This is a genomic window from Acidovorax sp. FG27 (assembly GCF_040365715.1).
Classification (GTDB): domain Bacteria; phylum Pseudomonadota; class Gammaproteobacteria; order Burkholderiales; family Burkholderiaceae_C; genus Paracidovorax.
Genome location: NZ_BAABVY010000009.1, coordinates 617,823 through 641,512, shown reverse-complemented (window position 1 = coordinate 641,512; position 23,690 = coordinate 617,823). Strand labels below are relative to the sequence as shown.

The window sequence follows — 23,690 nt, the reverse complement described above, 5'->3', positions numbered from 1 at the left end:
TGACAGGATGCGCGCGCATCATCGCCTGCGTCAGATTGCACCCACAACAGGAGACATCCATGCGTCGCGATACCTTCCTCAAGTCCCTGGCCGCCCTCGCGGCCGCCGGCACCTTGCCCCTGTCGGCCCAGGCCGCCACTGCCGTGAAGATGCTGCTGCCCGCCAACCCCGGCGGCGGCTGGGACACCACGGGCCGTGCACTGGGCAAGGCGCTGCAGGACGCGGGCGTGGCGTCTTCCGTCACCTATGACAACAAGGGCGGGGCGGCCGGTGCCATCGGCCTGGCGCAGTTCGTCAACGGCTCCAAGGGCGACCCGAACGCGCTGATGGTGATGGGCGCCGTGATGCTGGGCGGCATCATCACCGGCAAGCCGCCGGTCAACCTGTCGCAGGCCACGCCCATCGCGCGCCTGACCAGCGAATACAACGTCTTCGTGCTGCCGGCCAACTCGCCCTACAAGTCGATGGCCGAGGTGATCGTCCAGCTGAAGAAGGACCCCGGAAGCGTGAAATGGGGCGGCGGCTCGCGCGGCTCCACCGAGCACATCGCGGCGGCCATGATCGCCCGCGAAGTCGGCGTGGACCCGGCCAAGATCAACTACGTGGCCTTCCGTGGGGGCGGCGAAGCCATCGCCGCCATCCTGGGCGGCAACGTGACCATCGGCGGCGGCGGCTACAGCGAGATGGCCGAATACATCAACACCAAGAAGATGGTGCCGGTGGCGGTCACGTCGGGACAGCGGCTCAAGGGCTCGTCGGTGCCCACGCTCAAGGAGCAGGGCATCAACGTGGAGATCGGCAACTGGCGCGGCGTGTACGCGGCGCCCGGCATCACGCCGGCCCAGCGCAAGGCGCTGATCGACATGGTGGCCGCCGCGCTCAAGAGCAAGAGCTGGGCCGAGTCGCTGGAGAAGAACGACTGGACGCCCGCCTGGCTGGCGGGCGACGAGTTCGGCAACTTCGTCGATGCCGAATTCGCCAGCCTGCGCGCGACGATGGTCAAGGCCGGCATGGTCTGACCCAGCGCGGTGGCGCACCCGCTCCGCCCCTGACGGCGGAGCCGGCCTGCGGCGCCGCAGGCCGCCCAGCCGGATTGCGCAGCCATCGCCGCGCCCGGCTCCCGGAGCTTTCCCATGACTGAACCACTGAATTCCCCCCTCACCGCAGGCGACGCACCACCCGCGCCCGGCGCCGCCGGCGTGCCCGCGACCGGCATGCAGGTCGCCGTCGGCGTCGGCGTGTTGCTGACGGCCGCCGCCCTGGCCTGGGGCGCGCTCGACATCCCTTCCAATTCGGGCTACGGCGGTGTCGGCCCCAACTTTCTGCCGTGGCTGGTGTCGGGTGTGCTGGCCGTGTGCGGCGTCTTCCTCGTGTGGGAGGCGCTCTCCGGCGGCTTCCGCGAGCTGGACGCCGCCCCCGGCGCGGAGCGTGCCGACAAGGGCGCATTCGTGTGGGTCTCGGCGGGCCTGCTGCTGAACGCGGCGCTCATCACCACCCTGGGCTTCATCCTGAGCTGCACCCTCTGCTACGTGCTCGCGGTGCAGGGGCTGCGCCGCGCCGCCGGCCAGCCCGCCGCCGGGCAGCTGCGCACCTGGGCCACCGACCTGGTCACCGGCCTGCTCATTTCGGCGCCCGTCTTCTGGGCGTTCACCCAATTCCTGGCGATCAACCTGCCGGGCCTGACGAACACGGGGTGGCTGTAATGGAAATCTTCGACGCACTGCTGGCCGGCTTCGCCACCGCGGCCACGCCCGCCAACCTGCTCTGGGCCCTGGTGGGCTGCGCGCTGGGTACCGCCGTTGGCGTGCTGCCCGGCATCGGCCCGGCCGTGGCGGTGGCCATGCTGCTGCCCATCACCGCCAAGGTCGAGGTCACGGCCTCGATGATCTTCTTCGCCGGCATCTACTATGGCGCCATGTACGGTGGATCGACCACCTCCATCCTGCTGAACACGCCGGGCGAGACGGCGAGCATGGTGACGGCCATGGAAGGCAACAAGATGGCCAAGAGCGGCCGCGCCGGCGCGGCGCTCGCCACGGCGGCCATCGGCTCGTTCATCGCCGGCACCATCGCCACGGTGGTGGTGACGCTCTTCGCGCCCTATGTGGCCGACTTCGCCGTCAAGCTGGGCCCGCCCGAATACTTCATGCTGATGGTGCTGGCCTTCACCACCGTGAGCGCGGTGCTGGGCAAGAGCACGGTGCGCGGCATGACCGCGCTCTTCGTCGGCCTGGCGCTGGGCTGCATCGGCATGGACCAGATCTCGGGCGCGGCCCGCTACACGCTGGGCCAGCCGGAGCTGCTGGACGGCATCGACATCGTGCTGGTGGCTGTGGGCCTGTTCGCCGTGGCCGAGGTGCTGCATGCCGCCATGTACGAGGGCAAGGTGATCGACACGCAGAACCGCCTGGGCCGCGTGCACATGACGAAGCGCGACTGGAAGCGCTCGGTGCCCGCATGGATCCGCGGCACGCTGATCGGCACGCCCTTCGGCTGCATCCCGGCCGGCGGCACGGAGATCCCGACCTTCCTCAGCTACGCCACCGAGAAGAAGCTGGCCAAGGGCGAGGACCACGCCGAGTTCGGCACCAAGGGCGCCATCGAGGGCGTGGCCGGCCCGGAGGCCGCCAACAACGCCACGGTGACGGCCGCGCTGATTCCGCTGCTGACGCTGGGCATTCCCACCTCCAACACCACGGCCGTGCTGCTGGGCGCGTTCCAGAACTACGGCATCAACCCCGGCCCGCAACTGTTCACCACGTCGGCCACGCTGGTCTGGGCGCTGATCGCCTCGCTCTACATCGGCAACATCATGCTGCTGGTGCTGAACCTGCCGCTGGTCAGCCTGTGGGTGAAGCTGCTGAAGGTGCCCAAGCCGCAGCTCTACGCCGGCATCCTGATCTTCGCCACGGTGGGTGCCTATGGCATGCGCCAGAGCACGTTCGATCTGTTCCTGCTCTACGGCATCGGCCTGTTGGGCGTGCTGATGCGGCGCTTCGACTTCCCCACCGCGCCGGTGGTGGTGGGCATGATCCTGGGGCCATTGGCCGAAGCGCAGATGCGCAACGCCATCTCCATCGGCGAGGGCAGCTGGATGGTCTTCCTGCAGCGCCCCATGTCGGTCACGCTGCTGGTGATCGTGCTGGCCGTGCTGATCGTGCCCCGCATCATGAAGACCGTGGCTCGCCGCAAGCTGCAGCGGCTGCAGCCGCTGGACGCCTGAGCCACCCACGGCAAGCGGTTCCAACGAAAACGCCCGGCCTCGAGCCGGGCGTTTTGCTTGGGGGTGACGCTGGCGGTGGCTGGGTCAGAAATCCACGCTGGCGCTGACCACGAAGGTGCGGGGCGCGCCCAGCGCCAGGTATCCCGAGCCGGGATAGCCGCCGACGGAGGCCCAATAGTTCTTGTCGGCCACGTTGTCCACCCGGGCGCGCAAGGTGAGGGCGCGGCCGTTCCATTCGGTCAGGTAGCGCACGCCCATGTCCAGGCGCGTCCAGGCCTTGGCCTGCAGCGTGTTGGTGGCGTTGGCATAACGGCTTCCGGTGTAGACCGCGCGCGCATCGACCGCCCAGCCGCTGGCGCCGGGCACGTCCCATTCCGCGCCCAGCGTGGCCTGCAGGCGGGGCACGCCGATCACGCGCCGTCCGTCGGTGGCGGCGTTGCCGGTGCTGCGCTGCTCGGCGTCCAGCCAGGTGGCGCCGCCCAGCAGGCGCAGGCCGCGCATGGCCTCGCCATGCACGGTCAATTCCACGCCCCGGTGGCGGTCTTCGCCCTCAGAGGTGAAGCGGTTGTCCACCAGCACCGAGCGCGGCTTTTCGGTGGAGAAGAGCGCGATGCCGCCGCCCACGCGGCCGCCGTCGTACTTGAGGCCGACTTCCTTTTGCTTGGAGACGTAGGGCGCCAGGTTCTCGCCGGCGTTCGTCACCCGCACGCCGCCCGACGTGGCGGGCGCGGTGTCGCCCTGCACCAGGCCTTCGATGTAGTTGCCGTAGACCGAGAACTGCGGCGTGAGCTTGAACACCGCGCCCAGCACGGGGCTGGTGCGGCTGCCTTCGTAGACAGTGCTGGCGCCGCCGGGGTTGGTCACCGCGCCGTTGATGACCGTGCGGTAGGCGACCGACTCGACCTCGATCTTCTGGTGGCGGGCGCCGATGGTGAGCAGTGCGCGGTCGTCCAGGAACGAAAGCGTGTCGCCCAGCGCGAAGCTGCGCAGCTTGGTGCCGCCGTTGTAGGCCGGATCGGCCAGGTCGTTGCCCAGGAAGTTGAGCGGCGTGATGGCGTAGGAAGCCGGTTGGTAGAGGTTGGTGGCCAGGTTCACCCCGGAACTGAGGCCATACGCGTTGTCCTTCTTCAAATGGAAGGCAGAGAACGACGCCACCCATTCATGGCCCACGGCGCCGGTGCGCAGCTTGCCGCGCAGCCCCAGCTCGCCGGTGTCGACCTGGTCCTTGCGGGCGTTGTCGAAGCGGCTGGTGGTCAAGGCGCCGTTGCCGGCGGAAGACAGGGTCACGTTGGCCAGCGAATTGGCTTCCTTGCTGCGGCGCAGGCCGTAGGCGGCCCATGCGGTGACGTCGCTGGCGATGTCCCATTCGCCGCGCAGCGTGCCGAAGATGTCCTTCTCGTTGGAATACGTCCAGGGCTGGGCCCAGTTGGAGCTCGCATCCGGCGCCGCAGGGATGGCCGCCAGGGTGGCCGAGGGCGTGACGTTGGTGCGCGTGCGCTTCAGGCGGTTGTCCTGCCAGCCGATGTCGCCCGAGAGCCGCACGTCGCGGCTGCGCCAGTCCGCGCCCAGCGAAACCAGGCCCAGCCGGCTCTTCTCGTCATCCACCGCCGTGCCGTCGCCGCGGTAGGCCGCGTTCAGGCGAATGCCGATGTCGCCCTGCGGCCCCACGCGGCGGGCGATGTCGGTCGCGACCGTGGCGTTGCCGCTGTCGTCCACGCTGGTGGTGATGCGCGTCAGCGGCTCGTTGGGGGCCCGCTTGGGCAGCAGGTTGATGCTGCCGCCGATGCCGCCGCCGTTGGGGCTGGCCCCCACCAGGAAGGCCGACGCGCCGCGCAGCACCTCGACCCGCTCGAACAGCTCGGTGGCGATGTACTGGCGCGGCAGCAGGCCGAAGAGGCCGTTGTAGGCGACGTCGTCGGAGCTGAGCAGGAAGCCGCGAATGAAGTACGACTCCTGGAAGTTGCCGAAGCCGCGCGCCATGCGCACGGAGGGGTCGTTCTGCAGCACGTCGCCCACGCTGCGGGCGTGGCGGTCCTGGATCAGCTCGTTGGTGTAGCTGGTGATGGAGAACGGCGTCTCCATGTTGTCGCGCGTACCCAGGATGCCGGCCCGGCCGCCGCGTGCGACCTGCCCGCCGGCGTAGGCGGGCGAAAGGCCCTGGGCCGACGCATCGGCGCTGGCGCTGACGTCCACGGTGGGCAATGCCGCGGCCGCGGTGGCCGGCGCGGCGGGCGCGGTGTTCTGTGCCTGGACGGACAGCGTGTGCAAGGCGAGCACTGCGGCTGCCGCGATGGGATGGAGTCGGGTCATGGAATGGCCTGGATGCAGGGCGAAGGGTGGATGAGCAACGGAAACGGGCGGCGAGGACGACCGGCTGCGGACTGGCGAAAAAAAAGCGCCAGAGGCGCGGGCACGGCGTGGCATTGCGGCAGGCAAGCCGCCAGGGGCGGGAAGGCTGGGCCGGCTTGTCTGGTAAAAACGGGTGAGAAGCGGCGCCGCTGGCGGTGGGCCGCAGCAGCAGGCCCCCCCGGGGCACTGCATCGCGCTCCAGGGGGCCTCCCCCACCAGAGAAGCATGCTTGCAAGCCCGGCATTCTAGGGGGAATGAGAACCGTTATCAAGTGCGTAAGCGTTGACGGGCTCGATGCCTACGCATTGCGTGCGGTCCTTGCCGCAGCATGGCCCAGGGTTTGCTCATCCAGCACACCACGTCACAGGGCGCCATGCCCGGGAGCCTCGACACATGACACGCAGAAACCAACAAAAGGCCGCGGCCTTGTGGCGCCAGGGGACGGAGCTGTCCGTCGCCGCCCCGCAGGTCATCGCCCATCGACTCGCCCGCATGGCCGCTGCGGGGGCCAGCCCTTCCGCGCGCGACCAGCGCGAGTTCACCCGCATGGTGGCGGAAAAGCAGACCGCCTTCGCCCAGGCCTGGATGGCGATGGCCACACAGTCCATGGTGGCCGGCCCCGCGCTCGCGGCCAGCATGGCGCGCAGCTGGTTCACGCCCTGGGGCGCTCAGGCGTGGGCGGGCCAGCAGGCGCTGGCCGCGCAGTGGCAGTCCGCCGCCCTGGGGGTGATGGGCAAGGGCCTGGCGCCAGTGCGCGCCGCGGCGGTGGCCAATGCGAAACGGCTGAACCGGCTGTGACCGGCGGCGCCTGACGGCCGGTCAGCGCACCGGCCAGCCTCCCAGGTGCTGCTGGGCGATCTGGCTCAGGGCGGTGATCCACGGGCCGCTGTCGTTCATGCACGGGATGTAGCGGAACGCCTGCCCGCCCGCGTGCAGAAAGGCCTCGCGGGCTTCCATGTTGATCTCTTCCAGCGTCTCCAGGCAGTCGCCCGTGAAGCCCGGGCACATCACGTCCACGCTGCGCGTGCCGGCCTCGGCCATGGCGACGAGCGTGGGCTCGGTGTAGGGCTCCAGCCACTTCGCCTTGCCGAAGCGCGACTGGAAGGTCACCCGGAACTGGTGCGGCGCCAGGCCCAGCGCCTGCGTCAGCAGCCGGGCGGTGGCCAGGCACTCGGCCTGGTACGGGTCGCCCAGGCGCACGTTGCGCTCGGGAATGCCGTGAAAGCTCATCACCAGCTGCTCGGCCGGGCCGCCCTCGCGCGCCCAGTGCGCCCGCACGCTCTGCGCCAGCGCGTCGATGTAGGCGGGGTGGTCGTGATAGCTGTTGACGAAGCGCAGCTCCGGAAACCGCCGCTGGCGCCGCGCCCAGGCCGTGACGTCGTCCACCACGCTGGCGGTGGTGGTGGCCGAATACTGGGGGTAGAGCGGCAGCACCAGCACCCGGTCCACGCCTTCGTCCCGCAAAGCCTCGAGCTGGGATGCGATCGAGGGGTTGCCGTAGCGCATGGCGTGGCGCACCCCGACGCGCAAGCCTGCCTCGCCCAGCCAGCCGCGCAGCATCACGGCCTGCCTGGCCGTCCACACCGCCAGGGGCGAGCCCTCGGGCATCCAGATGCTGGCGTACTTGGCGGCCGACTTGGCCGGCCGAATGCGCAGGATGATGCCGTGCAGGATGGGCAGCCACGCCACGCGCGGAATCTCCACCACGCGCGGGTCGCCCAGGAACTGCGCGAGGTAGCGCCGCAGGGCGGGGGCGGTGGGTTCGTCGGGGGTGCCGAGGTTGCAGAGCAGGATGGCGGTGCGAGGGCCGCCGGAGCTGGCGGGCGGCTGGGCGGGCAGGGGCGTGGCGGACATGCCGGCATTGTGGAGGATGGCCGTTATGCTCGCCGCCATGCTCGACATTTCCCGCATCCGCGCCATCACCCTCGACCTGGACGACACCCTCTGGCCGGTCTGGCCCACCATCGAGCGGGCGGAGCAGGCACTGCGGGCCTGGCTGCTGACCACGGCGCCGGCCACGGCCGCGCTGCTGGCGGTGCCGGAGACGGCGCGTGCCATCCGGGCGGGCGTGGTGGCTGCGCACCCGCAGCTGTCGCACGACCTGAGCGCGCTGCGGCGCGAGAGCATTCGCGCGGCGCTGCATGCGGCCGGCGAGGACACGGCGCTGGCCGAGCGGGGCTACGAGGTGTTCTTCGCGGAGCGCCAGCGGGTCGACCTGTACGAGGACGCGCTGGAGACGCTGGAGTGCCTGGCGGCACGGCACCCGCTGGTGGCGCTGTCCAATGGCAATGCCGACATCCAGCTGATCGGCATCGGCCAGTATTTCCGCGCCAGCGTCAGTGCGCGGGAGTTCGGCGTGGCCAAGCCCGATGCGCGCATTTTTTGGGCCGCCGCCGAGGCGGCCGGCGTGGCGCCGCACGAGGTGCTGCACGTGGGCGACGACGCGGCGATGGATGCGCGGGGCGCGGTCGCCGCCGGCATGCAGGCGGTGTGGATCAACCGCACCGGCAAGCCCTGGCCGCTGGACGATGCGCACCTGCCGCACGCCACGGTGACCGACCTGCGCGGGCTCTGCGCGCTGTGGAACGCGGGGCTATGAAAAAAGTAGCTGGATGCCCAGGTGGATCAAGCGCTGGAGCCTGATTTCATAGTGAAACCTTGCCCCGCCAGATGTCGCGGTACATGGCCCAGTCGCCCATGAAGCTGTAGAGCGGCCGCTTGAAGCTGGCGGGCCGGTTCTTCTCGAACACGAAGTGCCCGACCCAGGCGAAGCCGTAGCCGCAGAGCAGTCCCACGAGCAACCACGCCGCATGCCCGGTGGCGACCATCAGCGCCAGGCAGGCCAGCGCCAGCGTGGAGCCGGCGAAGTGCAGGCGCCGGCAGGTGCGGTCGCTGTGCTCGGTCAGGTAGAACGGATAGAACTCCGCGAAGCTCCGGAAGCTGCGCGGGTCCACCGGCGTGGCGCCGGCGGGGTGCGCCGATCGCGGCGAGGGCGCCGCCTGGGTCGGGATGGGCATAGCGTGTCTCCTGGCGCCTTCTGGAGGGCGAGGCGCTCCAGACCAGTGTAGAAGCCGGCCGCCCGCCGCGCCAGGGGGCCGGCCCCGCGATCAGCGCGCCAGAAAGTCGCGCAGCGCGAACAGCGTCTCGTCGGGCGCTTCCGACATCTGCTGGTGGCCGCTGGGCAGATCTGTAACCGTGACGGCCAGGCCCGCCGACCGCGCCGCGGCGATCAGGCCCTGCGCCGCCTTCGGCTGGGTCATCTGGTCCTGGCGGCCCAGGGCGAACAGCACCGTCGCGGTGACGCGGGCCATGGCCGCCTCGCCGCCCGTGTACCGGTCGCAGGCCTGGAAGCCGCGGTGGAACACGTTGACCGCGGTGTTGGAGCGCAGCACGCGCCGGCCCAGCGCCATACCCGCGCCGAACACCCAGGCGCCCGCTCCCGAGGGCGGCGCCAGCGTGCTGCGCGAGAACACGTTGACCATGCGCATCGCCTTCTCGGGCTCGTTCAGCGCGGCGTCCAGCAGGGCGGGCGACACCTTCATGGGGTAGGCCGTGCCGACCAGCGCCAGGTGGGTGACGCGGTCCCGCAACCGAGCGGCCGCCTCCAGCGCGATCAGCGAGCCCCAGCTGTGGCCGGCCAGCGCGGCACGCGGCGCGCCGGCCGCCTGCAGCAGGGCGACGATGAATTCGGCCGCCTGCTCCACGCTCTCGGGCGCGTCGCCCGCGCTGCGGCAGTGCCCGGGCAGGTCCACTGCCAGCACGTTCCAGCCGTGGTGCGCCAGGTAGCGGCTCTGCAAGGCCCACACGCTGTGGTCGTTCAGCACGCCGTGGATCAGCACCACGGTGGGCTTGGCCGCATCGAAGGGTTTGCCGCCGGTGTAGCAATACGTGGCGGCGCCGTTGACGTCGAGGTACATGCTCAGCCTCCCGCTTTCTCGGCGGCCTTCAGCGCGCGCTTCAGGTCGTCTATGAGGTCGTCCGCATCCTCCAGCCCGATGGACAGGCGGATGGTGCCCTGCGAGATGCCTGCCTGCTGCAGCGCCTCGTCGCTCATGCGGAAGTGCGTGGTGCTGGCAGGGTGGATCACCAGGCTGCGGCAGTCGCCCACGTTGGCGAGGTGGCTGAACACCTTCAGCGCCTCGATGAAGGCCTTGCCCTGGGCGCGGGTGCCCTTCAGGTCGAAGCTGAAGACCGAGCCGGCGCCGCGTGGCAGCAGCCGCTGCGCCAGTGCGTGGCTGGGGTGCGATTCCAGCAGCGGATGGCCCACCCGCGCCACGAAGGGCTGGACGGCCAGAAATTCGACCACGCGCTGCGTGTTGCGCATGTGGCGCTCCATGCGCAGGGGCAGCGTCTCGATGCCCTGCAGGATCAGCCAGGCGGTGTGCGGGCTCATGCAGGCGCCGAAGTCGCGCAGCCCTTCGCGCCGGGCGCGCAGCAGGAAGGCGCCCACGGTGGATTCCTCGGTGAACACCATCTGGTGAAAGCCGTCGTAGGGCTGGGTCAACTCGGCGAACTTGCCCTTCGAGCGCGGGCCGTCCCAGTCGAAGCTGCCGCCATCGACCACCACGCCGCCGATCACCGTGCCGTGGCCCGAGAGGAACTTGGTGGCCGAGTGATAGACCAGGTCGGCGCCGTGCTCGAAAGGCTTGATGAGCCAGGGCGAGGTCAGGGTGGAATCGACCAGCAGCGGCACGCCGGCGTCGTGCGCCACTTGCGCGACGGCAGGAATGTCCAGCACGTCCAGGCCCGGGTTGCCCACGGTTTCGCCGAAGAACAGCCTGGTGTTGGGGCGCACGGCGGCGCGCCAGCCGTCGATGTCGCCCGGCTTCACGAAGGTGGTCTCGATGCCGAAGCGACGGAGAGTGTAGTGCAGCAGGTTCTGGGAGCCGCCATAGAGCGCGGTGCTGGCGACGATGTGGCTGCCCGCGCCCATCAGCGTGCAGATCGCCAGGTGCAGCGCGGCCTGGCCGCTGGCCACCGCGATGGCGCCCACGCCGCCTTCCAGGGCGGCCACGCGCTGCTCCAGCACCGCGTTGGTCGGGTTGCTGATGCGGCTGTAGACGTGGCCGGGCCGCTCCAGGTTGAAGAGCGAGGCGGCGTGGTCGCTCGACTCGAAGACGAACGAGGTGGTGAGGTGGATGGGCACGGCGCGCGCGCCGGTGGCGGGGTCGGGTGCGGCGCCTGCATGCAGCGCCAGCGTGTCGAAGCCGGGATCGGAATAGCCGGGCATGGTTGTCTTGTCTCCTGATGTACGGATGTGCGGGACATTGTGGGCTATATTCTTTCGTTATCTACCCGTGGCCCGCGCGGGCCTGAATCCCCGGAGACACCCATGAAAGTCAGTGACATCCTTCGCGTCAAAGGCAGCACGCTCTATACGGTGACGGCGGACGAGCCGCTGTCGCAGGCGGTGCAGGTGATGGCCGAGAAGGACATCGGCTCGCTGGTGGTGATGGACCACGGCGACCTGGTGGGCATGCTCACCTTCCGCGAGGTGATCCAGGCGACGGTCAAGAACGGCGGCAGCGTGGGCACGATGCTGGTGCGCACGGCCATGGACGACGCGCCGCTCACCTGCACGCTGGAAACCGAGATGGACGAGGTCCGCCGCATGATGCTGGGCCGCCATGCCCGCTACATGCCGGTGATGAACCAGCGCATGCTGATGGGCGTGATCAGCTTCTACGACGTGGCCAAGGCCGTGGTGGACAGCCAGAACTTCGAGAACCAGATGCTGAAGGCCTACATCCGCGACTGGCCTGAAGAGAAGGCACCAACCCCCTGAGCCGCTGCGCGGTTTCCCCGTTATTTCGTCGCGCTGCGCACGCCGGGATGGGGAACGACGCCAGCAGCCGGGCGAAGCCGGTTCCGCGGGGTCCGCTGGCTTGGCCTGCTCTGCGGCCATCTGATGGGCGGGGCCGTGCCGGCGCAGACCCCGTGCCCGTCGACTGGCTCTGACGCTGCTTTTCTTTGTCGGTGGGGCCGCACGTCACCGGCTCCCGCTGGGGCTCTGGGATAATCCCGCGCCATGAGCGGCAACACACTCGGCACCCTTTTCGCAGTCACCAACTTCGGTGAATCCCACGGCCCGGCCATCGGCTGCGTGATCGACGGCTGCCCGCCGGGCATGGAACTGTCGGAGGCCGACATCCAGGCCGACCTGGACCGCCGCCGGCCCGGCACCAGCCGCCACGTCACCCAGCGCGCCGAACCCGATGCGGTGGAGATCCTCTCCGGCGTCTTCGAAGGCCGCACCACCGGCACGCCCATCGCCCTGCTCATCCGCAACACCGACCAGCGCAGCAAGGACTACTCGAACATCGCCCAGAGCTTTCGCCCGGGCCATGCCGACTACACCTACTGGCACAAGTTCGGCATCCGCGACCCGCGTGGCGGCGGGCGTTCTTCGGCGCGGCTGACGGCGCCCACCGTGGCGGCTGGCGCCGTCGCCAAGAAGTGGCTGCGCGAGAAGTACGGCACCGCGTTCCGCGCCTGCATGACCCAGATCGGCGAGCTGCCGATTCCGTTCGAGAGCTGGGACCACGTGCCGCACAACCCGTTCTTCGCGCCCGTTGCCGACGTCTCGGCACTGGAAGCCTACATGGACGCGCTGCGCAAGGCCGGCGATTCCTGCGGCGCACGGCTGCGCGTGCAGGCGACCGGCGTGCCGGTGGGCCTGGGCGAGCCGCTCTACGACAAGCTCGACGCCGACATCGCCCATGCCTTGATGGGGCTGAACGCGGTCAAGGGGGTGGAGATGGGCGCGGGCTTCGACAGTGTGGCCCAGCGCGGCACCACCCACGGCGATTCGCTGACGCCGGACGGCTTCGCGAGCAACAACGCAGGCGGCATCCTGGGGGGCATCAGCAGCGGCCAGGACATCGAGGCCACCATCGCCATCAAGCCGACGAGCTCGATCATCAGTCCGCGCGAGTCGATCGACGTGCATGGCCAGAGCACCGAGGTCATCACCAAGGGCCGGCACGACCCCTGCGTCGGCATCCGCGCCGCGCCCATCGCCGAGGCGCTGCTCGCGCTGGTGCTGATGGAGCATGCGCTGCGGCACCGTGCCCAATGCGGTGACGTGGTGGCGGCGGTGGCGCCGATCAAGGCGTCGCGCTCCTGAGTCGCAGGCAGGGCAAGGCGAGGCCGGGGAGGGCGCGGCCCTGTCTGCGCCTGACCCGCCTGCCGGGCCCATGCCGGTCGGTGGATACAAGTCCGTTTTCGGGTTGAGCTTGTCGAAGCCAGGGCAAGGGGCTTGCCAGCCGTTCGGCAAGCGCGAGGCGAACGGTTCACTGCCTGGTATCGGCCTGCCGGGCGGCCATCCGCTATCAGCAGTTCGTGGTGGACTAGCAGTCAAATAGGCTGCAAGCGCCCGAGGAATAAACGCTGGTAGCTATCAAAAAAATAGCATTCGACATGAGCCGAATTCGGCCAAGGTAGGCGCCGGCATAAAGCCACGTCGGCGGGTAACGTGCGCAGCCTGTGCGCACGGCCTGCCGGCCGGATGGCTACTTGCGCACCTCGTCCACCATCGCCCGGAAGTCGTCGATGTCCTCGAAGCTGCGGTAGACGCTCGCAAACCGGATATAGGCCACCTTGTCGAGCTTCTTGAGTTCGCGCATGACCAGCTCGCCGATGCGGTTGGAGAAGATCTCCCGCTGGCCCAGGTTGAGCAGCTTTTCCTCGATCCGCTCGATGGCGCTGTCGATCTGGGTCGTGCTGACCGGCCGCTTGCGCAGCGCCAGCGTGAACGAGCCGGTGAGCTTGGCGCGGTCGTAGTCCACCCGCCGTCCGTCCTTCTTGACGATGGTGGGGAAGTTGACTTCGGGCCGCTCGTAGGTGGTGAAGCGCTTTTCGCAGGCGCCGCATTGGCGCCTGCGCCGCACGAAATCACCGTCCTCGCCAACCCGTGTCTCCACCACCTGCGTTTCGGCGTGGCTGCAGAAGGGGCATTTCATCGCGGGCGGGCGGTGGCGGCGCGTCGGTCGCGCTTCAACGGTAGACCGGGAAGCGGCTGGTCAGCGCATGCACCTTGGCGCGCACGGCGGCCAGGTTGGCTTCGTCGTGCGGGTTCTCCAGCACGTCCGCCACCAGGTTCGCGGTGATGCGGGTTTCCTCTTCCTTGAAGCCGCGCGTGGTGATGGCGGGCGTGCCCACGCGAATGCCGCTGGTCACCATCGGTTTTTCCGGGTCGTTCGGAATGGAGTTCTTGTTGATGGTGATGTGGGCCTGGCCCAGGGCCGCTTCGGCCACCTTGCCGGTAATGCCCTTGGCGCGCAGGTCCACCAGCATGACGTGGCTTTCGGTGCGGCCGCTGATGATGCGCAGACCGCGCGCGATCAGCGTCTCGGCGAACACCTTGGCGTTCTTCACCACTTGCTGCTGGTAGGCCTTGAATTCAGGCGTCAGCGCCTCCTTGAAGGCCACGGCCTTGGCGGCGATCACGTGTTCCAGCGGGCCACCCTGCAGGCCGGGGAAGATGGCGGAATTGATCGCCTTCTCGTGCTCGGCCTTCATCAGGATGATGCCGCCGCGCGGGCCGCGCAGGCTCTTGTGCGTGGTGGAGGTGACCACGTCGGCGAACGGCACGGGATTGGGGTATTCACCCGCGACCACCAGGCCGGCGTAGTGGGCGATGTCCACCCACAGGATGGCGCCGACTTCCTTGGCAATCTTGGCGAAGCGCTCGAAATCGATGCGCAGGCTGTAGGCGGAGGCGCCGGCGATGATCAGCTTGGGCTTGGACTCGCGCGCCTTGGCTTCCAGCGCGTCGTAATCGATCTCTTCCTTGTCGTTCAGGCCGTAGGAGACGATGTTGAACCACTTGCCACTCATGTTGAGGGGCATGCCGTGAGTCAGGTGGCCGCCTTCGGCCAGGCTCATGCCGAGGATGGTGTCGCCAGGCTTGAGGAACGCCAGCAGCACGGCCTGGTTGGCCTGCGAGCCCGAATTGGGCTGCACGTTGGCGGCATCGGCGCCGAAGAGCTGCTTCACGCGGTCGATGGCCAGTTGCTCGACGACGTCGACGTTTTCGCAGCCGCCGTAGTAGCGCTTGCCCGGGTAGCCCTCGGCGTACTTGTTGGTGAGCTGCGAGCCTTGCGCCGCCATGACGGCGGGCGAGGCGTAGTTTTCGCTGGCGATCAGCTCGATGTGTTCTTCCTGGCGAACGTTCTCCGCCTGGATGGCCGCCCACACTTCGGGATCGGCTTGTTCGACAAGGATATGGCGTTGGTACATGGCGTGGCAGTCCTATGACTTGTGTCCCTTGCAACAAGGGCTGCCCAGGCGAACGGCGGAACGCACGGCGACGAGATCGGTGCGGCACGCTTCCCAGTGGTCACAGGAGGTGCCTCCTGCCGGATTCCACGTCAGCGGCGGCGCCCCGAAAAAGGTCGCCGCGCCTATCGCCAGTCGCGTGCCCTGCTAGTGTAGCCGAGCCGCCAATGGCCCTGGGCGCGGGGGATCAGCCCTCGGCGCCCGTCAGCAGGGCGACCTTCTCGTTGGCCGGTGCCGCCTCGGGCGCCGCCGTGGCCGTGGTGCCGGTCGTGGAGGCCGGGGCGGCAGGCGCAGCCGATGCCGGCGCCTTGGTGGACAGCATGGCGGGTGGCGGCGGCGCCATCGGCTGGGGCGTGGTGAGCGGCACCGAGCGGCCCGCGGCCACCTGGCGCAGGCGGAAGTGTTCGGCCAGCACCTTGGCCGCATAGCCGCCGTCGTCGGGCAGGTTGGCCGCGCCCACGTAGTGCCGCAGTCCGCCCTCGAGCGAGCCCGCCCGCGTGATGCATTCCTGCAGCACCTTCACGCCCACGCGCAGGTTGGACACGGGGTCGAAGGCCGCGAAGTGGCCGCCGAAGTTGTCGTACTTGTCGGTGTGCACGCGGGTCATCACCTGCATCAGGCCCTGGGCGCCCACCGAGCTTTGGGCGAACGGGTTGAAGCTCGACTCCACCGCCATGATGGCGAGGATCAGGGTCGGGTCGAGCTTGGTGCGCGAGCCGATGTCGTAGGCCTCGGACACCAGCACCGCCAGCGGCTCGGGCGCCACGCGGTACTTCTTGCTCAGCCAGTACGCGACGGCCGCCTGCTCCTTAGGAAGATCCTTCGGGTTGCTGGCGGTGGCGCGTTCGCTGGCGCCCGGCTCCACCGGTGCGCCCAGCATCGCCACCTGGCGGGCCTGCAGCCAGTTGCGCAACTGCGCTTCGCCCGCATCGCGCAGGTCGGGCCGGGCCGTCAGGGTGATGACCACGAAGGCCAGGGCCAGCCCGACGAGGGCGAAACCGCTGTGGGTGATTTCCAGAAAGCCGTCGGTGACATCGGAGACGAACGTTCGTATACCGGCCAACCATGTTCCTGACGCTGTCATAGCTCTTCCTTTCTGAGTCGAGACCTGTGAAGCACCCTCCTGGGATCAGGGGGCGCTGCCAGGCTTCTCGCCTGGATTGGTACGCCATCGAGTTCGCGTCGCACGCGGCAGCGTGTCGATGGATGCGAACTGACTTAGCCGGGGTCGGCAGCGGAGTGGGGGTTTGAACCAGCCCGGAATTTCGGGCTGGCGGATTCTAGGAGCGCTCTAAATGCTAGGTCAACACTAACAAACCAGTTTCTTAGAACAATATATGATAACAAAACTGTAGGAAATCACAGTACTTGCCGAAATTCAAGGGTTTTCACCAGGGGCCTGGACATGGGTTTGTCACACTTTTGGCGGCCTTGCGGAACGGTCGTCAATGGACGGGCCCCGGACCATTGACGAAAGCATTTGCGCGGGTGCCGAGTGCGGGGTAAGGTGGCATTGCCTGTTGCGACAGGCATGCCAAAAGGGGCTTCTGCAGCGTGTCCGAGGGCGTTCAGCGCCATGGACCTGCGGCAGGAGTCCCGGCTGGCCACCCTCGGAAGCAATACCTTGCTTCCTGCCGAACCGACGTTCATCTCGGGGACGCAAATCGATGGCAGAGGACCTTCGTGTCCGCCGTCAAGCCCGGTGACGAATCCTTTCGTCACCGGGCTTTCTTTTTTTCGTTTCTTTACAAGGTGCATGGGGGCGTTTCTGGTGGAATGCCTGTTCCTGCCGCCTCGTTCAGAAACATCTTGTCATCCAACTTCTTTTTTTCCCGTGCGCCATGGGCCCTGCGGGTGTTGCGAGCCCTGGGCTGGACCGCGGCGGCCGTCGTGCTGCTGGGTGTGCTGGCCTGGTGGCTGGTTCCCGTGGTGCTGAAGGCGCAACTGGAGCAAAAAGGCACGCAACGGCTGGGCCGTGCGGTGACGGTCGAGGCGGTCGAGTTCAAGCCGTGGTCGCTGGAGCTGGAGCTGCGCGGCGTGAAGATGGCGACGGCGGACGGCAGCGGCTCCCAGGTGGAAATCGGACGCCTCTATATAGATGCGGCCATCCAGTCCCTGGTAAGGCTGGCCCCGGTCATCGACGCCATCGACATCGAAGAGCCGGTGGTGCGCTGGGCGCAAGTCGCGCCTGGCCGCCATGACATCGACGACGTGATCGAGCGTCTGGCCTCGAGCCCGGGCGCATCGGCCCCGGACGCATCCAACGGCCCGGCCCGGCTGGCCTTGTACAACCTGTCGGTCTCCGGCGGGGCGATCGACTACGAGGACCGGGTCGCCGGACGGACCCAGTCGGTGCGCGACCTGCGCCTGGCGCTCCCCTTTCTCAGCACCCTGCCGACCCACCGCGAGGTCACCGTGACGCCGCGGCTGGCCTTCCTGCTCAACGGCAGCCCCTTCGAAACCACGGCCGAGGCAACTCCGTTCGCGGCCGATCACCGTGCCGACGTGCGTTTGCGCATCCAGCAGTTCGACCTCGCTCCCTTGGCTCCCTACCTGCCCGCCAGCCTGCCGTTGCGGCTGCAGTCCGGCCGGCTCGATGCCGATCTGCAGGTGGCTTTCGAGCAAGCCGAGCAGCCTTCGGTCGACCTCTCCGGAACGGCGACCGTGCACGATGCCCGACTGCTGGACCGGCAAGGGCGTGAGACGGTGGCGTTCGACGCATTGCACGTGCAGCTGGGCAGCGTGCAGCCGCTGCAGCGCCGGGTTCGGCTCGCCGCCGTCGATGGCCTCGGTGTGCATGTGGAGATGCGCCGCCGGGCCGACGGCGCGCTGGACCTGCTCTCTGGCGAGGCGGCGGGCGCCTCGGCCGCAGTCCCTTGGGGCGGGCCGCCCGCGTCGCCGGGGGCGCCAGGTGCCCGTGCCGCCGCGCCCAGCGGGGAGCCCTGGCGCATTCAGGTGGAGCGCGCTTCGCTCAGCCAGGCCCGGCTGGGCTGGACCGACCAGGCCGCAGGCGGTGCCCGGTGGGAGGCCCGTGGCGTGAACCTCACCAGCTCAGGCATCGCCTGGCCGTTGAAGGAGCCGCTGCACTTCCAGGCCGAGGCCGAGTTCTCGGGTGATTCCGCGCCGGGCCAGGCGGGGCGGCTGGCGCTCGCGGGGCAGGCCACGCTGTCGTCGGCATCTGCGGCGGTGTCGCTGCGGTCGGTGCCGCTGGCACTGGCGTCGCCCTATCTGCAGGCCCACCTGCGGCCACGCATCAGCGGGGCGCTCGACGCCGACCTGGGCCTGGCCTGGAACGGTTCCGCCTGGCTGGCCCGGCTCGCCAGGGTGTCCGCGCGGGATGTCGCCCTGGCATGCGCCGGCGACGGCGCAGGCTGTGGCGCCACGCTGGCCGAAGCTGGCATGCCGCGCCCGGGCCAGCGCCGCCTGGCGGACTGGCGAAGCCTGACCGTCGAAGACGCCTGGGTGCGCCCCGCGCAGCGCGAGGTACGCATCGGCCGGCTGGCCTGGGCCGAGCCGCGTTTCCATGTGGCGCGCGATGCGGACGGCCGCTGGGCCTTCGAGGACTGGCTGGCGCCGGCACCCGCCGCCGCCCCGGACGGCCCCGCCCCGAAGGGCCCCCAGTCCCCTGCCTGGACGGTCACGCTGGCCGACTCGAGCGTGGAAGGCGGTGCGGTGGCGTTCCGCGACGCTTCGAACGTGCGGCCGGTGGCGGTCGATGTGTCGTCGCTGCAGATCCGCCTGCGCGATGCCGCCCCGCTGGCAAAGGCGGGTGCCGCGCCGCAGTCGGCGCTCACCTTCTCGGCCCGCGTCGGGTCCGGCCGATTCGAGCCGGGTCGCGTGGCCTACGAGGGCACGCTGCGCACCGCGCCTCTGCAACTGCAAGGCCGCGTGCAGGCCAGCCATGTGCCGCTGCAGGCGCTGGAGCCCTATGTGGCAGACCAGCTGAACGTGCGCATCGCCCGTGCCGAGGGCAGCTTTTCGGGCGAACTGGCGGTGGCGCAGAGCGAACGCGGCACCTCCACCACCGTGCGGGGCGACGCCACGCTGGACGAGCTGCGGGTGCGCGGCACCGAGGCCACCGACGGCGGCACGGCGTCGGACACCACGGCCTCGGTGGGCGGGGCGGGGCGCAGCGACCTCGTGCGCTGGAAATCGCTGGGGCTGCGCGGCATCGATCTGGCCATGCTCCCCGGCCGCCCCCTGGCCCTGCAGGTGCAGGAAACCGCGCTGACCGACTTCTTCGCCCGTGTGGTGCTGCAGGAAAACGGTCGCATCAACCTGCAGGACGCCTTCAGGCCACATGCTGCCGCCAACGCCCCGGCGGACACGGGTGCGGGCGCGTCCCCATCACCGTCACCGTCGCCGGGTGAGCGGGGCGGCAAGCCCGCGGCGCCGGCAGACAGCCCGGTACTGGCCTTCGGGCCGATCACGCTCAGCGGCGGCAGCGTGCAGTTCTCCGACCGCTTCGTGAAGCCGAACTATTCCGCCGACCTCAGCGAACTGGCGGGTCGCCTGAGTGCCATCTCGTCGGCCAGGCCCGGTGCCGGCGGCGATGGGCCCATGGCCGACCTGGAGCTGCGGGGCAAGGCCGAAGGTACGGCCACTGTGGAGATCAGCGGTAAGGTCAACCCGCTGGCCCAGCCGCTGGCGCTCGACATCCGGGGCCGCATGCGCGACCTGGACCTGCCCGCGCTCTCGCCCTACAGCGTGAAGTACGCGGGCCACGGCATCGAGCGCGGCAAGCTGACAATGGACGTCAACTACCGCGTGCTGCCGAGCGGGGAGCTGACCGCCAGCAACCGGCTGGTGCTGCGCCAGCTGGTGTTCGGCGAACCGATCGAAGGCGCGCCCGCGAGCCTGCCGGTGCGGCTGGCCGTGGCCCTGTTGGCCGACCGCAATGGCGTGATCGACGTCGATCTGCCGATCAGCGGCTCGCTCAACGATCCGCAGTTCAGCGTGGGGTCGCTGATCTGGAAGGTGCTGGGCAACCTGATCGTCAAGGCGGTCACCTCGCCGTTCGCGCTGCTGACCGGCGGATTCGGCGGTGGCGAGGAGCTGGACAAGGTCGATTTCCCGCCCGGCAGCGCCGTGCTGCAACCGGCGGCGCAAGCCCGCCTCGATACGGTCGCCAAGGCGCTCGCCGACCGGCCGGCGCTGAACCTGACGGTGGTCGGGGAGGCGGCGCTGGAGGCGGAGCGCGAGGGCTGGAAGCGTCAGCGCCTGCAGGATCTGGTGTTGTCCGAGAAACGACGCGCCGCCGCGCGGGCCGGCCAGGAGGCGGCCCAGGTCGCGCCGGTGACCGAGGCTGAATACCTGCCGCTGCTGCGCGAGGCCTATCGGCGCGCCGACATCGCCAAGCCCCGCAACCTGGTCGGCATGGCCAAGGACATGCCCCAGCAGGAGATGGAAAACCTGCTGCTGGCCAACATCCCCGTGCCGCAGGACGCCATGCGCAACCTGGCCATCGCCCGGGGCGTGGCGGTGCGCGACTACCTGGCGGCACGGTCGATACCGACCGACCGGCTGTTCCTGGGGGCACCCCGGCCGGATGCCTCCGGCGACGGGTGGGCGCCGCAGGCGGAGTTGAGTCTGGGTCGGCGTTAGCGCCGGGCGGCGCACGCTCCGAGCGGCCTGCGACCGGCGCAATGGGTTGGCCAAAAGGGTACGTTCCGGGGCGTGGTGGCGCTGCTGCCCGACCCGCGCTTGCACTGCGCCGCTGCGCCCCCAACTGCCTTGTCATCCCTGAACGGCGATAGCCGCAATGACCCTGCGCCACCGGCGGCGATCACGCCGCCTTCGGCACAGGGCAAAACCGGGCGAAAATAGCGTTTTCGATGGGCCGCGCCTCCCGGCGCGAATCGGCCCGTCGGCGCTGGTGTTCCGCCGGCCATCCTTCCTCCCTACTGGATCCATGTTCCCTTTTTCCTCCCGCAGCACCATGTCCGACGCACCTGAAGTGAATCCGGCCCCGGCCAAGGCCTCCGAGCCGCATCCCCTCGATGCGCTGACGGGCGGCGCCTTTTCTGCCCCTACCTCCGGCGAACGCGCTTCGCGCATCCGCGACTGGCTGGCCACGCAGCCCGAGCAAGACCAGCTGCAGGAAGTGTTCAAGGACCTGAGCGCCCGCGACAAGGGCGCGGCGCGCGCCGTGCGCGAGCGCCTCGACGAGTTGCGTCGTGCCAAGGGGCAGGAAGCCATCGCCGCCGAGTGGGCCGACAAGGCCCGGGCGCTGCTGGCGGCCCCCAAGCTCAATATCGCCGACGCGATGGCCTGGCAGCGCGACGCCGCCAAGGCCGGCGCGCCACTGTCGCGCGAGCCCCTGTCGGCGCTGAAGGCGCAACTGGCCGAGCGCATCAAGGTCATCGAAGACCTGCAGCACCGCGTGCAGGTGCAGCGCGAGGCGGCGGTGCTGCTGGCCCAGCGCATCGAGGTGCTTTCCACCAAGCCGTGGCGTGACGCCCAGGCCGCGCTGGAAGTGCTGCGCGCCGACGTCGGCCGCTGGCAGGAGCAGGCCGAGACCCTGACGGGCGATGCGTCGTGGCCGAGCGTGGAGGCCCGCTTCCCGCCGCTGCTGGACGCCTCGCGCGCGCAGCTGCTGCTGGTGTGGGATGCCTTCCAGCCGGCGGTGGCGCAGGCCGCCGCGGCGGCCGAGGACGCCAACACCCCCTTGCCATCGGTTCCGGTCTGGGCGGATGAACTGCGCGTGGCGCGGGGCCTGCCTTCCGAGGCCGCCGCGGCAGCCGCCAAGAGCGAGCCCCGTCCAGCCGCCAAACCGAAGGTCGATCCGCAGGTGCGCGACAAGGCCGTGCAGGCGGTGAGCGAGGCGCTTGCCAAGCTCGAACAGGAAACCGCCGAGGGCCATGGCAAGGCCAGCGCCGGAGCGGCTGCCGCCCTGCGCGCCGTGCTCAAGACGCAAGGCAAGCACATCGACAGCGCGCTCGAGCAGCGCGTGCACACCGCGCTGGTGGCGGCCGGTGAGCTCGAGGGCTGGCAGCGCTGGGGCGCCGACCAGGTCCGCGAAGACCTGGTGGCGCGCGCCGAGGGCTTGCTCAAGCGGCCCGACGGCCAGGCGCTGGGCGGCCGCAAGATGCAGGAAACCCTGCGCCAGCTGCGCGACCAGTGGAAACAGGCCGACCAGGGCGGACCGGCCAACCATGCACTGTGGAAGAAGTTCGACGAAGCCTGCAACGCCGCGCACAAGGTGGTCGAGGCGTGGCTGGACAAGGTCCGTGCCGATGCTGCCGAACACAAGGCGCAGCGGGTCGCGCTCATCGACGAGCTGAAGGCCTGGACCCAGGACCAGCTGCCCGCGATGGCGTCCGACCTGAAGGCCGTCAACCGAGCGCTGCACCAGTTCAGCGACCGCTGGCGCGATGGCGGCCATGTCGGCGAGAAGATCTTCGCGGAGCTGCAGCCGCAGTGGAAGCAGGCATTCGCCGCAGCGGCCGCGCCGCTGGAGAACTCCCAGAAGGAGAGCGTCGCCCGCCGCCAGGCCATGATCGAGGAAGCCGCCCAGCTGGGCGCCGCGCCCAGCCTGCGTGTGGACGCGGTCAAGGCCCTGCAGCAGCGCTGGCAGGCGGAGGCCCAGTCGGTTCCGCTGGACCGCAAGCACGAGCAGAAGCTGTGGGACGCATTCCGCAAGCCGATCGACGATGCGTTCAACCGCAAGACCGCCGACCGCGAACGCGCCACGACCGAGATGAGCGCACGCGACCGCGCCGTCCTGGAGGCCTCCAAGGCGCTGGAAGCGGCCAATGCCAGCGGCGACGCCCAGCGCATCCGCACGGCCATGGCCGACCTGGAAGCCGCGCTGCGCAGCCAGGCCCAGGGGAACCAGGAGGCCGCCGGTGCTTCTTCGAAGCCCAATGCGGCCCCCGCGCTCGTGGAATCTACGCCTGGCGCTATTGAAAATGTAGCAACCGATGCCGACGGCGAAGCGCAGGCCCCTGCAGCGCCCGAAGCGGCCGCCGCTCCCAAGCCGGCGCCGCGCCCCGTGGTGGCCGTGCGCGGCGATGACCGTCCCGGCATGAAGAAAGACGCGCCTGCCATGGCGGGCGGTCGCGGCCGCCCCGAAGGCCGTGGCGGCCGGGAGGGCGCGCGCGGCCCGCGCGATGCGGGTCGCCCCGGTGGCGATCGCTTTGGCGCGGACCGCGGCGGACGCTTCGGCGACCGCGGCGATGGGCCTGAAGCCCGCGGCCCCCGTCTGGGCGACGCGGCGTTCCGCGCCCAGCGTGACGCCATCGAGCATGCCCAGGCCGCGCTGCGCAAGCTGGCCGCGCAGGCCCATGGCGAGGCGCTGACCCAGGTGCTGTCCGCGTGGAGCCAGCGCGACCCGGCCCTGCTGCCGAGTGCGCAGGAACTCGGCGGGCAGGTCAATGCCGCGACCCGCACGGCGTGGGCGCAGGCCCTGTCTTCCGCTCCGTCGGGCGATGCGTCGCAGTCGCTGCTGCGTCTGGAGATGGCGGCAGAGGTACCGACCCCGGCGGAACAGCTGTCCGAGCGCCGGGCCCTGCAGCTGCAGCTGCTCACGCGCCGCAACGATCCCGCGCCCATCCAGACGTGGGGTCAGGACGCCGCGCGCGTGCTGGCCAGCGCCAGCGACGACGCCACCGCGCGCCGCCTGCAGAACGCGCTGAAGGCACTGCTGCGCAAGTGAGGCGAGCGCCCGTCCGGCATCTCGCGATGCCTTGGACGGGGCAAGAGGGCAGGGTGGTGCGGGCGAGGGCGCAAGGGTGTCGACCTTGTCCTCGTGCCCAGCCCGGCTCGCCCGCCACGCACGCCTGCACGCCTGCACGCCTGCACGCCTGCACGCCTGCACGCCTGCACACGGGCTGCCGTC

General features: G+C 69.9%; 17 protein-coding genes and 1 riboswitch. Of the genes, 9 read left to right on the top strand and 8 right to left on the bottom strand.

Annotated features, from left to right (window positions below):
• Positions 1–59 precede the first annotated feature (59 nt).
• The 3 genes from ABWV53_RS09910 to ABWV53_RS09900 all read left to right on the top strand — a co-directional run bounded on the left by ABWV53_RS09910 (position 60) and on the right by ABWV53_RS09900 (position 3,223).
• Entirely contained in the window at positions 60–1,019 is a 960-nt protein-coding gene (locus ABWV53_RS09910; RefSeq protein WP_353365376.1) for a Bug family tripartite tricarboxylate transporter substrate binding protein, read from the top strand.
• A 114-nt stretch (positions 1,020–1,133) separates the two neighbouring features.
• Positions 1,134–1,703: a tripartite tricarboxylate transporter TctB family protein gene (locus tag ABWV53_RS09905; RefSeq protein ID WP_502903861.1), complete on the top strand. Its 570-nt coding sequence runs from the start codon at positions 1,134–1,136 to the stop codon at positions 1,701–1,703.
• The gene (locus ABWV53_RS09900; protein WP_353365374.1) at positions 1,703–3,223 is read left to right on the top strand and encodes a tripartite tricarboxylate transporter permease; all 1,521 of its coding nucleotides are present in this window, start codon (positions 1,703–1,705) and stop codon (positions 3,221–3,223) included. The genes ABWV53_RS09905 and ABWV53_RS09900 overlap by 1 nt, the downstream gene beginning before the upstream one ends.
• 84 nt (positions 3,224–3,307) lie before the next feature.
• On the opposite strand, the gene ABWV53_RS09895 is transcribed toward ABWV53_RS09900, so the two are convergent.
• A complete protein-coding gene (locus tag ABWV53_RS09895) occupies positions 3,308–5,533 on the bottom strand; it encodes a TonB-dependent receptor (RefSeq protein ID WP_353365372.1) in 2,226 nt (741 codons plus the stop codon).
• Between the two features lie 432 nt (positions 5,534–5,965).
• On the opposite strand from ABWV53_RS09895, the gene ABWV53_RS09890 reads away from it, so the two are divergent.
• Positions 5,966–6,370 (top strand): polyhydroxyalkanoate granule-associated phasin, encoded by a 405-nt coding sequence (locus ABWV53_RS09890; RefSeq protein ID WP_353365370.1) that lies wholly within the window; start codon positions 5,966–5,968, stop codon positions 6,368–6,370.
• Positions 6,371–6,391: 21 nt separating this feature from the next.
• Here ABWV53_RS09890 and hemH read toward each other — a convergent pair whose 3' ends face one another.
• Positions 6,392–7,426, bottom strand: a complete 1,035-nt coding sequence (gene hemH, locus ABWV53_RS09885) for a ferrochelatase (RefSeq protein WP_353365368.1) — start codon at positions 7,424–7,426, stop codon at positions 6,392–6,394.
• A 37-nt stretch (positions 7,427–7,463) separates the two neighbouring features.
• Between hemH and ABWV53_RS09880 the strand changes: the two genes are divergently transcribed.
• On the top strand, positions 7,464–8,171 hold the full coding sequence (locus ABWV53_RS09880; RefSeq protein ID WP_353365366.1) for an HAD family hydrolase: 708 nt from the start codon (positions 7,464–7,466) through the stop codon (positions 8,169–8,171).
• Between the two features lie 46 nt (positions 8,172–8,217).
• Here ABWV53_RS09880 and ABWV53_RS09875 read toward each other — a convergent pair whose 3' ends face one another.
• From ABWV53_RS09875 to ABWV53_RS09865, 3 genes are all read right to left on the bottom strand, one after another.
• Positions 8,218–8,589, bottom strand: coding sequence for an Mpo1-like protein (locus ABWV53_RS09875; protein ID WP_353365364.1), 372 nt, complete (start codon positions 8,587–8,589; stop codon positions 8,218–8,220).
• Positions 8,590–8,679: 90 nt separating this feature from the next.
• Positions 8,680–9,489, bottom strand: a complete 810-nt coding sequence (locus ABWV53_RS09870; protein ID WP_353365362.1) for an alpha/beta fold hydrolase — start codon at positions 9,487–9,489, stop codon at positions 8,680–8,682.
• A 2-nt stretch (positions 9,490–9,491) separates the two neighbouring features.
• Positions 9,492–10,802 (bottom strand): O-acetylhomoserine aminocarboxypropyltransferase, encoded by a 1,311-nt coding sequence (locus ABWV53_RS09865; protein ID WP_353365360.1) that lies wholly within the window; start codon positions 10,800–10,802, stop codon positions 9,492–9,494.
• A 102-nt stretch (positions 10,803–10,904) separates the two neighbouring features.
• On the opposite strand from ABWV53_RS09865, the gene ABWV53_RS09860 reads away from it, so the two are divergent.
• Positions 10,905–11,357 (top strand): CBS domain-containing protein, encoded by a 453-nt coding sequence (locus ABWV53_RS09860; protein WP_056667544.1) that lies wholly within the window; start codon positions 10,905–10,907, stop codon positions 11,355–11,357.
• Between the two features lie 243 nt (positions 11,358–11,600).
• Positions 11,601–12,698: a chorismate synthase gene (aroC, locus tag ABWV53_RS09855; protein ID WP_353365357.1), complete on the top strand. Its 1,098-nt coding sequence runs from the start codon at positions 11,601–11,603 to the stop codon at positions 12,696–12,698.
• A gap of 385 nt (positions 12,699–13,083) precedes the next feature.
• Here aroC and nrdR read toward each other — a convergent pair whose 3' ends face one another.
• From nrdR to ABWV53_RS09840, 3 genes are all read right to left on the bottom strand, one after another.
• Entirely contained in the window at positions 13,084–13,533 is a 450-nt protein-coding gene (nrdR, locus tag ABWV53_RS09850) for a transcriptional regulator NrdR (RefSeq protein WP_353365355.1), read from the bottom strand.
• A 34-nt stretch (positions 13,534–13,567) separates the two neighbouring features.
• Positions 13,568–14,812 (bottom strand): serine hydroxymethyltransferase, encoded by a 1,245-nt coding sequence (gene glyA / locus ABWV53_RS09845; protein WP_353365353.1) that lies wholly within the window; start codon positions 14,810–14,812, stop codon positions 13,568–13,570.
• Between the two features lie 35 nt (positions 14,813–14,847).
• Positions 14,848–15,000, bottom strand: a riboswitch (ZMP/ZTP riboswitch).
• Between the two features lie 38 nt (positions 15,001–15,038).
• Entirely contained in the window at positions 15,039–15,935 is an 897-nt protein-coding gene (locus ABWV53_RS09840; protein ID WP_353365351.1) for a lytic transglycosylase domain-containing protein, read from the bottom strand.
• 725 nt (positions 15,936–16,660) lie between these two features.
• Here ABWV53_RS09840 and ABWV53_RS09835 point away from each other — a divergent pair.
• A complete protein-coding gene (locus ABWV53_RS09835; protein WP_353365349.1) occupies positions 16,661–20,455 on the top strand; it encodes a DUF748 domain-containing protein in 3,795 nt (1,264 codons plus the stop codon).
• Positions 20,456–20,762: 307 nt separating this feature from the next.
• Positions 20,763–23,507: a DUF349 domain-containing protein gene (locus tag ABWV53_RS09830; RefSeq protein WP_353365347.1), complete on the top strand. Its 2,745-nt coding sequence runs from the start codon at positions 20,763–20,765 to the stop codon at positions 23,505–23,507.
• Positions 23,508–23,690: the final 183 nt, after the last annotated feature.